16 protein-coding genes and 1 tRNA gene are annotated in these 13,313 nt (G+C 62.2%); 6 read left to right on the forward strand and 11 right to left on the reverse strand.

All coding sequences use genetic code 11. The features are described from left to right. Positions 1-7 precede the first annotated feature (7 nt). The 4 genes from NKJ89_RS20685 to moaA all read right to left on the reverse strand — a co-directional run bounded on the left by NKJ89_RS20685 (position 8) and on the right by moaA (position 3,070). On the reverse strand, positions 8-928 hold the full coding sequence (locus tag NKJ89_RS20685) for a DMT family transporter (RefSeq protein ID WP_352605151.1): 921 nt from the start codon (positions 926-928) through the stop codon (positions 8-10). A gap of 121 nt (positions 929-1,049) precedes the next feature. Further along, a complete protein-coding gene (locus tag NKJ89_RS20690; protein ID WP_352605153.1) occupies positions 1,050-1,409 on the reverse strand; it encodes a hypothetical protein in 360 nt (119 codons plus the stop codon). Positions 1,410-1,544: 135 nt separating this feature from the next. Further along, positions 1,545-2,018, reverse strand: coding sequence for a hypothetical protein (locus NKJ89_RS20695; protein ID WP_352605155.1), 474 nt, complete (start codon positions 2,016-2,018; stop codon positions 1,545-1,547). Between the two features lie 56 nt (positions 2,019-2,074). After that, the gene (gene moaA / locus NKJ89_RS20700; protein ID WP_352605157.1) at positions 2,075-3,070 is read right to left on the reverse strand and encodes a GTP 3',8-cyclase MoaA; all 996 of its coding nucleotides are present in this window, start codon (positions 3,068-3,070) and stop codon (positions 2,075-2,077) included. A gap of 198 nt (positions 3,071-3,268) precedes the next feature. On the opposite strand from moaA, the gene NKJ89_RS20705 reads away from it, so the two are divergent. Next, positions 3,269-3,622 (forward strand): gamma-butyrobetaine hydroxylase family protein, encoded by a 354-nt coding sequence (locus tag NKJ89_RS20705; protein ID WP_352605159.1) that lies wholly within the window; start codon positions 3,269-3,271, stop codon positions 3,620-3,622. A 127-nt stretch (positions 3,623-3,749) separates the two neighbouring features. Beyond that, entirely contained in the window at positions 3,750-4,361 is a 612-nt protein-coding gene (locus NKJ89_RS20710) for a pyridoxamine 5'-phosphate oxidase family protein (protein WP_352605161.1), read from the forward strand. Between the two features lie 19 nt (positions 4,362-4,380). Here the strand turns inward: NKJ89_RS20710 and NKJ89_RS20715 are convergent, their stop codons facing one another. Further along, the gene (locus NKJ89_RS20715; RefSeq protein ID WP_023759169.1) at positions 4,381-4,833 is read right to left on the reverse strand and encodes a MarR family winged helix-turn-helix transcriptional regulator; all 453 of its coding nucleotides are present in this window, start codon (positions 4,831-4,833) and stop codon (positions 4,381-4,383) included. 47 nt (positions 4,834-4,880) lie between these two features. Between NKJ89_RS20715 and NKJ89_RS20720 the strand changes: the two genes are divergently transcribed. Beyond that, positions 4,881-5,789 carry an alpha/beta hydrolase gene (locus tag NKJ89_RS20720; protein ID WP_352605163.1) on the forward strand — a complete coding sequence of 303 codons (909 nt, stop codon included), beginning with the start codon at positions 4,881-4,883 and terminating at the stop codon, positions 5,787-5,789. Between the two features lie 13 nt (positions 5,790-5,802). On the opposite strand, the gene NKJ89_RS20725 is transcribed toward NKJ89_RS20720, so the two are convergent. Both NKJ89_RS20725 and NKJ89_RS20730 read right to left on the reverse strand, forming a co-directional pair. After that, a complete protein-coding gene (locus tag NKJ89_RS20725) occupies positions 5,803-6,198 on the reverse strand; it encodes a rhodanese-like domain-containing protein (RefSeq protein WP_352605165.1) in 396 nt (131 codons plus the stop codon). A gap of 53 nt (positions 6,199-6,251) precedes the next feature. Continuing rightward, positions 6,252-6,866, reverse strand: a complete 615-nt coding sequence (locus tag NKJ89_RS20730; RefSeq protein ID WP_352605167.1) for a TetR/AcrR family transcriptional regulator — start codon at positions 6,864-6,866, stop codon at positions 6,252-6,254. A 100-nt stretch (positions 6,867-6,966) separates the two neighbouring features. On the opposite strand from NKJ89_RS20730, the gene NKJ89_RS20735 reads away from it, so the two are divergent. Both NKJ89_RS20735 and NKJ89_RS20740 read left to right on the forward strand, forming a co-directional pair. Then, entirely contained in the window at positions 6,967-7,713 is a 747-nt protein-coding gene (locus NKJ89_RS20735) for a 3-oxoacyl-ACP reductase family protein (protein WP_352605169.1), read from the forward strand. Between the two features lie 208 nt (positions 7,714-7,921). Then, on the forward strand, positions 7,922-9,796 hold the full coding sequence (locus tag NKJ89_RS20740; RefSeq protein WP_352605171.1) for a L,D-transpeptidase family protein: 1,875 nt from the start codon (positions 7,922-7,924) through the stop codon (positions 9,794-9,796). Positions 9,797-9,799: 3 nt separating this feature from the next. On the opposite strand, the gene NKJ89_RS20745 is transcribed toward NKJ89_RS20740, so the two are convergent. Together NKJ89_RS20745 and NKJ89_RS20750 are read right to left on the reverse strand one after the other, a co-directional pair. Continuing rightward, complete coding sequence (locus tag NKJ89_RS20745; protein WP_352605173.1) at positions 9,800-10,282, reverse strand: hypothetical protein; 483 nt, start codon at positions 10,280-10,282, stop codon at positions 9,800-9,802. A gap of 361 nt (positions 10,283-10,643) precedes the next feature. Beyond that, positions 10,644-10,901 (reverse strand): PepSY domain-containing protein, encoded by a 258-nt coding sequence (locus tag NKJ89_RS20750; RefSeq protein WP_352605175.1) that lies wholly within the window; start codon positions 10,899-10,901, stop codon positions 10,644-10,646. 468 nt (positions 10,902-11,369) lie between these two features. Between NKJ89_RS20750 and NKJ89_RS20755 the strand changes: the two genes are divergently transcribed. Continuing rightward, the gene (locus NKJ89_RS20755; protein ID WP_352605177.1) at positions 11,370-11,879 is read left to right on the forward strand and encodes a cupin domain-containing protein; all 510 of its coding nucleotides are present in this window, start codon (positions 11,370-11,372) and stop codon (positions 11,877-11,879) included. 117 nt (positions 11,880-11,996) lie between these two features. On the opposite strand, the gene NKJ89_RS20760 is transcribed toward NKJ89_RS20755, so the two are convergent. Next, positions 11,997-12,071, reverse strand: a tRNA-Val gene (locus NKJ89_RS20760). A 139-nt stretch (positions 12,072-12,210) separates the two neighbouring features. Beyond that, positions 12,211-12,894 carry a phosphoglycolate phosphatase gene (locus tag NKJ89_RS20765; RefSeq protein ID WP_352605179.1) on the reverse strand — a complete coding sequence of 228 codons (684 nt, stop codon included), beginning with the start codon at positions 12,892-12,894 and terminating at the stop codon, positions 12,211-12,213. Positions 12,895-13,313 lie beyond the last annotated feature (419 nt).

Genomic DNA, 13,313 nt, shown 5'->3' on the forward strand with positions numbered 1-13,313 from the left:
GGCTTGGCTAGATTCCGTCGGGAACCATTGCCGGTCCGGTGCTTTCGGCGACGATCTTTCGCCTGCCGACCACTCGTTCGCGGTAAAGCGCGTAGAGGCCGGAGCCGATGATGATGGTGGCGCCGACGATCATCGGCAGATCTGGAATATCGGCGAAGATGAACAGGCCGAGCAGGATCGACCAGATCAGGGCCGTATAGCGGAACGGCGCGATGAAGGAGATGTCGCCCGAGCGCATCGCCATGATGATGAACTGGTAACCGATGAGCACCAGCACGGCAGCCAGGGCCAACAGGGCGGTGCTGTTGCCCGTCATCGGTGTCCAGCCCCCCATCGGCAACAACAGCGCCGCGCCGACGACAGTCATGGCAAGCGCGGTCGCGGTCGACACCAGCAGGGTGGGAATAGCCTTGGGAATCCGCTTGGTGCTGAGATCGCGTACCGCACAACAAGCGACGCTGGCCAGTGCCGACAGCGAGTAGATGCTGAAGCCTTCGAAGCCTGGCCGCACGATGATCAGCACGCCACCAAATCCGACGGCGATGGCCAGCCATCGCCGCCAGCCGACAGCCTCGCCGAAGACGAGTGCCGCGCCCATCGTCACCGCCAGCGGCAGCGCCTGGAGCACTGCTGAAACATTGGCGATCGGCAAATGGGCGAGGGCGACGAGAAAACTTACCGTTGCGCCGGCTTCGCTGATCACGCGCATGGCCACCAGCGGCTGCAGCATCGAACCCGGGCGGGCAAGCGCGCCGCGCTGCCAGGCGAGCAAGCCGACGAAGAGCGAAGCGAAAGCTCCACGGATCAACATGACCTGCGCCATGTTCATCGATTGCGACGAGTATTTGGTGATGGCGTCGTTGAGGGTGAAGCCGGCCATCGCCACCACCATGAACAACGCGCCGCGAAGATTTGGAGACAAGGGCAAGACGACTACCGGTTCTGCTTTGCAGCAAGCCTGTAGCAGCCGGGCATGAAACAGCAATAACAAAGGGCTGGGCCACAGCCCTGTTTGTGGCCCAGGAGATCGCGTGCAATGGCGGCAGAACTTACTTCTTCGGCGTCAGCACCTCGGTGCCATTGCCTTCCTTGCCGGCGATCGTCCACAGGCCGTGCAGGGAGCCGTCGTCCATCACCTTGTAGACGACAAGGCCGATATCCTTGTCCATGACGTAGCCGGCGGAGAAGGCGTCATCGTTGCGCATGCAGATGCCGTCGGAAGACGAGCCGCCCGTCTCCCAGTGGATCGTGCAAGTCGTTCCGCTGGTCAGCGCGATGGTTGCCTCGCCGCCATAGGCCGAGCCGTCGAAGTTGGTGCCGGCGACCGTATAGGTGCCGCCGATCGACTGGGCGGCCGCTGGCACGGAAGCGAGGCCAAGCAATGCAAGAGAGAGAAGGAGTTTGCCCATGGTCTATTCCCCCTGTTGGATGAAACCGTCCCAAGCGGAAGGCTAGGCCGGAACGGACCATCGGTAAATCAGCAGAGCATTCGCGGGTAAAGATTTGTTCGCGGTGTGGCCGAAATGCTCACGGTCACGAAACGCTCATGGCCCCTTGAGACTGCCGGCGATGGCACCCACCAGCGGGTCGTATTTCGACTTGAGGGCCGGCGGGTAGTCGATCCAGACCGTGCGGATGATGCCATCCCTGCCGAACAGGCGCCGCTCGTAAAAGATCTTTCCGTCCTTCATCCCAGACAGCACCGCCCAGTCCTTGCCGGACTTGCTGTAGGTGACCTTGTAGCCGGCTTCATCGCTGGCCTTCTCGGCAGCCACAAAACCCTTCGGCGTCTCATCGTCGATGTTGCGGATGCCCGAGCAGATCAGGCTGGCGCCATCCGTGCTCAGCCATACCTGTCCGTCGCCATTGTCCGGCTCGGGCTGGCGATCGGTGAAAATCTCGTCGGGGAACGTGCAGACGGTGCCGAAGCGCTCATTCACATAGGTGAACGGCGCGGCGACTGCACTGGTCGCTGCAATTGCTGTGACAAACGCCAGGAATGAAGAACGCCGCTGCATATCGCGCCTCGAAGCAAATGACCTCGGGGCGATCTTGCATGAATTTCACGAAAAGATCAGCCGCCCGTCACACTCATATGGCGCGACACCGATGGGCGGCTGGTGCGGCGGTCGATGATGAAGTCATGGCCCTTCGGCTTGCGGCCGATTGCTTCGTCGATGGCCTCGGCGACCAGTTCGTTGCCTTCGGAGGCCCGCAAGGGCGCGCGCAGGTCAGCCGCGTCTTCCTGGCCGAGGCACATATAGAGCGTGCCGGTGCAGGTCAGCCGGACCCGGTTGCAGCTCTCGCAGAAATTATGCGTCATCGGCGTGATGAAGCCGAGGCGTCCGCCGGTCTCGGCGACATGGACGTAGCGCGCCGGGCCGCCGGTCTTGAAGGGAATGTCGGTCAGCGTGAACTGGCGTTCCAGCGACGCGCGCAGCAGCGACAGCGGTAAATACTGATCGGTGCGGTCGGCATCGATCTCGCCCATCGGCATGGTCTCGATGACCGTCAAATCCATACCGCGGCCATGCGCCCAGCGCATCATCGCGGGCAACTCGGCGTCGTTGAAATCCTTCAGTGCCACCGCGTTGAGCTTGACCTTCAGCCCGGCCGCCTGCGCGGCATCGATGCCTTGCATGACCTTGTCGAGGTGGCCCCAGCGGGTGATCTTGTGGAACTTGTCGGCGTCGAGTGTGTCCAGCGACACATTGATACGCTTGACGCCGCAATCGGCGAGTTCGGCGGCAAAGCGCGACAGTTGCGAGCCATTGGTGGTCAGCGTCAGTTCTTCCAGCGCGCCGCTTTCGAGATGCCGCGACAACTGGCGCACCAGATGCATGATGTTCTTGCGCACCAGCGGCTCACCGCCCGTGAGGCGCAATCTCCTGACGCCCTTCTCGATGAAGACGCTGCACAGCCGGTCGAGTTCTTCCAGCGACAGCAGGTCCTTCTTCGGCAGGAAGGCCATGTCCTCGGCCATGCAATAGGTACAGCGGAAATCGCAGCGGTCGGTGACCGACACCCTGAGATAGCTGATCGTGCGACCGAATGGGTCGATCATGTCCATGCTTCGAGCGCTTTCCGTGGCCGTGAGCGGCATCGTTATATACCGCTATGTGATACGATCCAGCATGTCATTCAAGATAGCGGTTGTTGATCTTTGGTAACATCCCTACGCCGACATAGCATGTCGGTCGGCATCAAACAGCCTTTTCCCGTTTGACGAAGCGGCGTAGGGAAGGATGGATAATACGGATCGAACAGCATGACCGCACCGAAAGAACTCCGGGTTTCGAAGGACCGCAAAACGCTGTCCGTCACCTTTCCCGATCATCGGCCGTTCGAACTGCCGGCGGAGTTGTTGCGCGTCGCCTCGCCATCGGCCGAGGTGCAGGGCCACTCGCCTGAACAGCGTGTGACGGTTCCCGGCAAGCGCAATGTCAAGATCCTCAAGATCGAGCCGGTCGGCAACTACGCCGTGCGCATCACCTTCGACGATTTCCATGACACCGGTATCTTCACTTGGAACTACCTGCACACGCTCGGCCACGAGAAGGATGCGCGCTGGGACGCCTATCTGGCAGAGCTTGCGGAAAAGGGCTTGAGCCGGGACCGCTAGAGGCGAAGAGATCGAGCAAGATGTCGTCCGAAAACCGCTCACACTTTTCGGAACCGTGCTCCTGTCGTTGTCGTCAAAGCGTCATCGAAGTGGAGTAGCGCCGACGAAGGTTTTGGAGACGAAAACGATGTCCGTCATCACCACAGTCGAGCAGCTCGAGGCGCTCTATGGCGTTCCGGGCGAGGCCTCCCTGGTCAAGGAACTCGACCGTGTCATTCCAGAATACGCCGCTTTCATCGAGTCCTCGCCGTTTGTCGCGCTGGCGACGAGCGGGCCGGAGGGGCTTGACTGCTCGCCGCGCGGCGATCTCGCCGGTTTCGTGCGCATCCACGATCCGAAAACCCTGATGATGCCGGACCGTCGCGGCAACAACCGCGCCGATTCGCTTCGAAACATCATCCGCGACCCGCGCGTCGGCCTGCTGTTCCTGGTGCCGGGCTCCGGCACGACGCTGCGCGTCAATGGTCGCGCTCATATCACCACGGATACAACGTTGTGCGCGTCGTTCGCGGTTGAAGGCAAGGCGGCGCGATCGGTAACCGTTATCGAGATCGATTCGGTCTACTTCCAATGCGCCCGCGCCATCGTCCGCTCCGAACTCTGGAATCCGGCGAGGCATGTCGACCCGAAGTCGTTGCCGTCGCCCGGACAGATCCTGGAAATCACCAGCCGCAAGAACATCGATGGCGACACCTACGACAAGGAATGGCCGGAGCGGGCGAAGAAGACGATGTGGTAAGTTTGGGCTGAGGGGCGGGTCACGCCTCCTTCAGCACCTCATAAATCTTGCGCATCTGCTCGCCGATCATGTCGCACTGTTCCGGCGTCGATTGGCTCATAGCCTTCTCGATCAGCGCCATGTGCACTTTCAGCGCCTGCATCAGCAGCGCCTCGCCGGCCTCGGTGAGCGCGAGCCGCAGGATGCGCTTGTCCTTGTCGTCGCCTTCGCGGCGCAGCAGGCCGCGCGCCTCCAGCTGCGGCAGAAGCATGGTGATGTTGGAGCGACCGACGAGCAGCTTGCGGGCAAGGTCGTGCTGCGACATGCCGGGATGGCGGTAGAGGTTCATCAGCACATCGAGCTGCGCCGGCTTCAGGTCGAGCGGCCCCAGCTTCACCGCCAGCGTGCGCTCAAGCACATGGCAGGCGCGCGCTACCGCGACCCAGTTGCGAAAGCGCGGGTTGTCCCAAGGTAGCTCTTGTTTATTGTTCATCTTTGAACTATTATGTTCATGCTTGAACGTATGGATGGCTTCTCACTATGGCATCATTCGGGCTGAAGGTCATCCGGGGCGTGTTTGGTGCGGCCGAGCGTGTCGCGCCGCGCCTGATCGGGCGCGCGGCGTTCGAATTGTTCTGCCGCACACCGAACGTCAAGGCGCTCAGCGACGGCGAACGGCGCGCAGTCGATCGCGCTGCCGAGTTCATGACCGAGGCGCGCCATCACCGGCTCAAGACCGCGACCGGCTGCGTCATGGTGCACGAGTTCCGGCCGGAGCCGGGCGGGGCAGCCGTTGGCACGGTGCTTGTCGTGCATGGCTGGCGCTCGCGCACCGAATATATGCGCGCGTTGATCGAAGGCTATCGCGCCGCCGGTTACAGGGTGGTTTCCATTGATCTGCCGGGCCACGGCCAGTCGCAGGGCAGGCGGCTGAACATGGTCAATGCCGTTGATGCGGTGCGGGTTGCCGGTGAGTGGTTCGGCCCGTTCGTGGCAGCGGTCGGTCACTCCTTCGGCGGTGCCGTCGCCGCCAATGCCGTCGCCGGTTCGGTCAAGAACATCCCGCCGCTGGCGGCCGGACGTCTGGTGCTGATCGCGGCGCCAAGTTCCCTGCCGGCGATCTTCGCCGACTTCAGCCGCATGCTCAATGTCGGTCCGCGCTCGCAAGCCGCAATGGCGGATCGTGTCCAACATCTTTCCGGTCGGCCGTTGCACGAATTCACCGGCGACCGTCAGCTCGCCCAGGCGCCGGTCCCGACCCTGGTCATCCACGCACCGGACGACCGTGAGGTTTCTGCCGATCATGCAAGGCGCTATGCCGGCGCTGGCGGCCATGTGCGGCTCTACTGGGCCGACGGGCTCGGCCACCGCCGCATTCTTGCGGACAAGGGTGTGATCGAACGCGCGGTAGGCTTCGTGGCGCATCGCGAGCCGTCGCTGCTGCATTGACCGGCGATCGAAATTATTTCTTCTTCTCGCCGGGTTCGACCGGCAGTCCGGCCGCCTTCCAGGCGGTGTAGCCGCCAAGGATATGCTTTACCGGCGCAAGCCCCATGTCCTGCGCCGTCTTGGTGGCCAGCGCCGAGCGCCAGCCGCCTGCGCAGAAGAAGACGAAGCTCTTTCCCGAGGCGAAGAACGGCTTGTGGTAGGGGCTTTCGGGGTCGATCCAGAATTCCAGCATGCCGCGCGTGACATGTTTGGCGCCGGGAATCCGGCCGTCGCGCTCCACTTCGCGCGGATCGCGCAGATCGACGAATATGGTGTCTTCATCGTCGAGCAGCCCGGCTGCTTCCTCGGGCGAAACCACCTCGATCTCGGCGTTCGCCTCGTCCAGCAGTTCGCGATAACCTTTCTTCACGCCTTCATCCCTCCGGCTTGCTGGCGAATTTCGAGCACACCAGCCGGCGTTTGTCACGCCGCATCGGTTGCGGCCATTGTCTTCCAGGCCGCCATGGCCCCGGCCACCGTTGCCAGCAAGGCATCGTGCGAGGCGCCGTCGCGGGCCTGGATCGACATGCCGTGCTGAACCGTGGCGAAGAAAGTCGCGGCGGCGCCGCAGTTGAAATCCGCCGGCAGTTCACCTTCGGCAACGCCGCGCTCGAGACGCTTCTGCAGGGCGATGTGGTTTTCGGCGCGGCGACGGCGCAGATCGTCGCAGATGGCGCCGCGGCTCGAGTCCTTATGCAGCGCGCCGAGCGCGATCAGGCAACCCTGCGGGCGATCGGTCTGCGCATAGGCTTTCGCCGTCAGGCACAGGAATTGTTCGATCGCCAGCCGCGCGGTCGGTGCTTTCTCCAGTGCCAGCCAGATATCGGCTCCCTCCGTACGCGAATAAAGGTCCGTTGCCTCCAGGAACAGCGCCTCCTTGCTGCCGAAGGCTGCGTAGAGGCTGGGCGAATTGATGCCCATGGCGGCGGTCAGGTCGCTCATCGATGCGGCTTCGTAACCACGGGTCCAAAAAACCTCCATCGCACAGCGTAGGGCTGCGGTTCGATCGAAGGTGCGGGGGCGGCCTCGTTCCGACATGGTGCTCGTTTCTGTGACGATCGATACATAATTCAGTTGACGTGGCTGGGCAAGGCTGACAGATATTTATGTGCCGATCATTACAAAAAGGAGAAAATCGATGTCATCCAGCAAATTGAGCGGCAAGGCCGCGCTCGTCACCGGCGGCAGTCGCGGCATCGGTGCGGCGATCGCGCGACGGCTCGCGGCCGACGGCGCCAGTGTCGCGCTGACCTATGTGCATGGCGAAGAGCAGGCCCGCGCTGTCGTCGCCGATATCGAGGCCAAGGGTGGCCGCGCCATCGCGATCAAGGCCGACAACCGCGATGCCGCTGCAATAGACAAGGCCGTCGATGACGCCGTGACCGCATTCGGTCAGTTGGACATTCTGGTCAACAGCGCCGGCATCTGGCGCGCCGCACCGATCGATACGCTGTCGCTCGCCGATTTCGATGAAACCATGGAGGTCAATCTCAGGGCACCGTTCATCGCTTCCAAGGCAGCAGCCACGCATATGGGCGAGGGCGGCAGCATCATCTCGATCGGCAGCAACCTTGCCGAGCGGGCGACCGACAGCAGCCTCACAGCCTATTCGGCCAGCAAGGCGGCCCTTGTCGGCCTGACAAAGGCGCTGGCGCGCGACCTCGGCCCGCGTGGTATCACCGCCAACGTCGTTCATCCCGGTTCGACCGACACCGACATGAACCCAGCAGACGGCCCGCATGCGGAGCACCAGCGCCAGAAGATGGCGACGCCGCGATTCGGCAGGGCCGAGGACATCGCCGGCATGGTTGCCTGGCTGGCGGGCCCGGAGGGCCGATTCGTCACCGGCGCCGCGCTGACCATCGATGGCGGCGCCAACGCCTGATCTGCAATGGATTTCCCGGCTGGACGCAAACACCCCGCTCCAGCCGTCACGATGTTGTGAAACCGTTCTGCAACAGACGTTCCAAAATTTATGAAAGCTTAACGAAATCGGTATGAATCAGCATAGTCGCGCCTTACATCCGCCATGCGGTGAGCGAGACGATCTAGCGTGCGGAACGGGAACCGGTTGCGGCCGGAGCGGGTGATCCATGAAATTCCTCGGAAACAAGGCAGCTGCGGTGCCGCTGATGGCGATCACGGCAACGCTCGCTTTCGGTATCCCGCACGCAGGCGCGCAAGGGCTGTTCGACATGCTTTTCGGCGGCGGCAAGCACGCGCCGCAAGGCGAGTTTCCGCCGCCGCCGAAGAACAAGCCGAAAGTGCCGGGCGGCGGTGGCAGCGTGAGAATCAGCGGCCCGTCCTATTACACCTACAAGGCCGATCGGCTGGTCCGCGTCGACTTCTCGGCGCTGGCGGCGAAGCCAGGGCCGGCGGTGCCGCAGGATGCGGCTTTCGTGCCGTCAGTGACCGTTGCTGCGTTTCGCGATGCCGTTGCCAGCTTGAATGATTACGAACTTTATGCCGAGCCCGATATCGCCAAGGCGCTGATCGCCTATTACTCGGCCAATCCGGATTTCATCTGGGTAACAGGGACCAGCCTCAACAGCCGAGCACAGGATGCTGTTCGGGTGCTTGGCGAAGCTTCAAGCTACGGCCTCACGCCGGCCGACTATACGGTCGAAGTGCCCGCCGTAGCTACGTCGACGACCGACTCCAATGCCCAATTGAAAGAACTCGTCCGTTTCGAGATGGCGCTGTCGGCGCGCGTGCTTCGCTATGCTCATGACGCCCAGAACGGCCGCGTCGAGCCCAACCGCATGACCGGCTACTATGATTTCCCGGCCAAGCCGCTCGACTTGCAAGGCGTACTGAAAACGTTGGCGCATACCCAGGAAGTGCGCACCTATCTCGAATCGCGGCATCCGCAGAATGCTGAATACCAGGCGCTGCGCGTCGAACTGGAATCCCTGCAGGCAAGTGCGGAAAACGACATCGTCGTCGACCCCAAGCTGTTGCTGAAGCCGGGCGAAACCAGCCCCGAACTGCCGAAGCTGCTGACTTTGATCGCGCGCAATCTCGATGACGAGACGGGCGGCGCCTATGGCGAGATCCTGTCCAGGCTGGCCACCAGCGAAGTCTATGACCCGGAACTCATTCCAATCATCAAGGCCGTGCAGCAAAAGGCCGGCATGAAGGGCGATGGTGTCATCGGCCCGCGCACCGTTGCGTCGCTCGCGGGGACATCCAGGGCCGACAAGCTGCTGAAAGTGGAAGTGGCGCTGGAGGAACTGCGCTGGCTGCCTTCCGATCTCGGCAGCCCGCGTGTCTTCATCAACCAGCCGGCCTTCACGGCGAGCTATATCGACAATGGCGAGGAAAAGCTGAAGACGCGCGTGGTCGTCGGCCGGACCACCAACCAGACCGCCTTCTTCTACGACCAGATCAAGCAGGTCGACTTCCATCCCTATTGGGGCGTGCCGCAGTCGATCATCGTCAACGAAATGCTGCCCAGGTTGCGCAACGATCCCGGCTACCTCGACCGGGCCGGCTACGAAGTGACGGATTCGCAAGGCAATCGTATTCCTTCGTCAGCGGTCGACTGGGGCGCCTATGGCGCGAACATCCCCTACAGCGTGCGCCAGCAGCCGAGCGAGGCCAATGCGCTGGGCGAACTGAAGATCCTGTTCCCCAACAAGCACGCCATCTACATGCACGACACGCCGCAGAAATCCTTCTTCGAGCGTGACATGCGCGCGCTCAGCCATGGCTGTGTGCGATTGCAGGACCCGCGTGGCATGGCGGCGGCGGTGCTCGGCACGTCGGTGGACTATATCGCCGAGAAGTTGAAGCACGGCCACGCGACCGAAAACGTGACCCGCAATATCCCGGTCTATGTCGCCTATTTCACCGCATGGCCTGACCTGTCCGGCAAGGTCGAATATTTCGACGACGTCTATGACCGCGACTCGCGGCTGAAGCAGGCCCTGGACGCCACCGAGGCGGTGCGCTCACCGTCGAGTTAGTTTTTAGCGCTCCAGCAGCGGTCGCCGGAAGCCGGCGTCCCGCCCGGCGATCAGCCAATAGAGCAGCCCGGCGACAAGGCCTGCGGCGGCGATGATGCCGATGTCGACCCAGCGTTGCGGATCCATGTCCTCCGGTACGCTTGGCCAGATCAGGGCGAAGCCGGCGACCGCGGCACCGGCGCCGAAAACCATGTGCAGCAGGACATTGCGCAGCGAGAAGAACTCGGCGATCAGCGCGAAGATCAGCGTCTGTAGCGCGGTCACCACAATCGTCAGGAAATAAACGAACATGCCGAGCGGCGGCACCACCAGAACCGCTATCGGCGAGACGCCCATGACGTCGAAATAGTTTGGCGAGTTGGGCAAGGAACTGAGCACGGCATAGATCGCCGCGATTGAGATCAGGCCGACCAGCACCGCCACGAGATAGCCGGCCAGCATCATCAATATGCGCTTCATCACGTGCTTCGCCGTCGCCATGTCCATCCCCCAACGCGGCGCAATCAACCGCCATAGTCAGCCATCAAAGACGATCTGGCGCAAGGGCAGGCAGGGCAATCGCCTCAGACGAGCAACCGTTTCCAACTCGTGGTGGATGTCAATTGTCGAAGCCGGCGCCGCCCCTCATTGTCCTATCGGACATCTAGTGCGGGGGGAAAGGGCTGGCCGCAATGCCGGTACCATCCTTGCAACGTTGGTGATTGGTGCAATCGGCGGCGAGCGTCCCTCTCTCCGTCACTATACGGGGAAAGGATGCCGGCAGGCGGGTGAGGGGCGGCGCCAGACCCGGAAATGCCGATGGGAACGGCCAATGAATTCGCGTCCGAACGGCCTTCGACGACAGCCCTTACTTCGGCTCGGCCGTTACCGGATCGTAGTTGATCTCCACCTTCGCCTTGTCCGCCGTGTAGTAGGTGACGGTGTAGGCGCCGCTGTCCCAGTCGACCTCCTTCACATAGAGAAAGCCGTCGCGCTTTTCGACCTTGGCGAGGATCTCCGACAATTTCTTGGCATTGGGTGGCGGCAGCGGCGTATCGTCCGCAGCAAAGGCCGGCCCGCCGGCAAGAAGAACGGCGACGCTGGTCGCCAGCAGAAGTCTGGACATGGCTTTCCCTCAAAGGTTGCGACGGAAGGAAACTCGCTGGTGCCTTGGTTTGTTCCCCGGCGGGAATAAATGACGATCCAGCCTGCCGATTAACAGCTGCCCAGCTGGTGGTCCGAAACTGCGCAGGTGCTTTGCAAACAGTGACATTTTAGAAATAGAGATGGCAATTTACTTCATCCCGGATTGCCCGTCGTAGTCCTTGCGGGCAGCGGGCAGTGGAAAACCTGCCAACCCACCGGTCCGTGCCTCCATAACGCCGAACAAACTCCCGGGAGAGCGCTTGAGTTTCTGTCGGGACCGTCACGCATTGCGCCGCAATGGCAAATTGGAGGTCGCTAAAACCGGTATCGAAGAGCATCCACACAGATGACACAATGGATGTGCATCGTTGCTGCTCGGAAGACGACGCTTTGTTGTTGGCAGACCGCGTCTTCTTGCCGTCCCGGTGGACATTCCATGGAGGCATGAATGCAGTTGAATATCAGTACTCCAGGTGAATTGAGTTTCGATCGCGCCGTTCAATGCGCTGACGTTTCGATCAGCCCGTTCGGCGAGCGCTGTCACGTCCGAGCCAGCGGCTCGGGAGGCACTTATTCAATCTTCGACTATCGGGCGCCGCCCGGGTTCGGTCCCGCCAAGCATCTGCATCATCGCGAAGACGAAATCATTGAGGTGTTGGACGGCAGGATTGCGGTGTGGACCCCAGAACGGACTTTCTCTTTGGCCGCCGGAGACACGGTTCTACTGCCGAAATCCATTCCGCATACCTGGCGCGGCTTTGGGCCCGATGCCGTGCATCTCACTATCAGCGTGGTGCCAGGGGGGTTCGAACGGTTCTTTTCGATGGTCGAGGAACGCCAGCTCACGACCGACGACCATGACGGTCTCGGCGCCGTTGCGCGGGAACTTGGGCTCGATGTACTGGGGCCGCCATTGTCCGACGAAGAGGTGGCGGCAATCGTCGGCCCGACGGATTGAGGCGGATGGAGGTGGTTGCCGCTCCGATCATCTTCAGCGACGGCCTTGCGGGCACAGCCTTGCGGTGACGGTGTGGACGGCTCGCTTTTTGATGACAGCAATTTCAGTAAGGAAAAATGGTGGGCGATGCAGGGATTGAACCTGCGACCCCACCCGTGTGAAGGGTGTGCTCTCCCGCTGAGCTAATCGCCCGCTCGTTGCCCGAAGGCCAAGCGAGCCGCGATATAAGGGAGGCCGGCGGGTGAAGTCAAGGCGGTGTCCGGCGTTCTGACAAGGAACGGATTTGCTGTCCTTTCAGCCCTGTCTCCGACCGACGCCGGCCGCTTTCCGGTCACTGTCCGGCAGCGGCGATCAGCTTTTGCGCCAGATCGAGTGTCAGGGCGTCGAAATGCGAGATCACAGCCGACGGTTCGAATTCGCGCACGTGGCGGTCGGTGTAGCCGAAATCGACTGCAACCACAGGAATGCCGGCCGCTTTTGCGGTGTCGATGTCGGTTTGCGAATCGCCGACCATGAGCGCGCGATGCGGGTCGCCGCCTGCCAGCTTGATGGTCTCGGTGAGGTGGCGCGGGTCGGGTTTGCGGAAGGCGAAGGTGTCCTGTCCGGCGATGGCAGCGAAATGCCTGGTCATGCCGAGCGCCTCGATCAGCGCCAGCGAGTTGGCTTCGTATTTGTTGGTGCAGATGGCCAGGATATAGCCGGCGGCCTCGAAGCGCGCGATGGCTTCGACGACGCCGGGGTAGGGCCGTGATTTACCGGGGATGTTGAGGGTGTAGTGATCGAGGAAAAGCTTGAGCAGCCGGTCGTGCTCCTCGACATCAAGCGATCGCCGCTGGGCGGCGTGCGCCCGCTCGATCATCACGCGGCCGCCGTGGCCGACAAAGCGCCTGAAGCCGGCCTCGTCGACCGCCGCGATCTGGCTGGCGGCAAGGCTGTGGTTCAGGCTGTCGAGCAGGTCCGGCGCCGTATCGATCAGCGTACCGTCAAGGTCGAACACGATGATCGGGCGGGTCATGGTCTGTCCTGGGCCAAGTTCATGCAATGGGCAGGCGATAGCGGCTGCGGCGCGTCAAGGCAAGCTCACTGAGCAAGCTCACTGGGCAAGCTCACTGGGCAAGCTCACTGGGCCAGCTTGGTCAGGGAGATATCGGGCGGAGCATTTCGCGGCGAGCCGCCAGAAACGGAAAACCCGCCACGGCGGCGGGTTGTTGGCGCAAATCAGCACCATAGGCAAATATGTAGCACAGCTGCCGTCACCGGGTCAAGCGCTGCAGGAAATAATTCCTAATATCCATCGCCCGTGCGTCGCCCGCTGACCGCGCATGAACAACATCGAATGCGATGCTGCACAGGGCGGAATCATGAATCGTTAACGCTCTGGTAACCAAGCGGGATTCTGTTGGCCGGGAAGGAGACCGGCGATGGACGCAAGCT

The organism is Mesorhizobium sp. M0047 (assembly GCF_040323315.1).
Classification (GTDB): domain Bacteria; phylum Pseudomonadota; class Alphaproteobacteria; order Rhizobiales; family Rhizobiaceae; genus Mesorhizobium.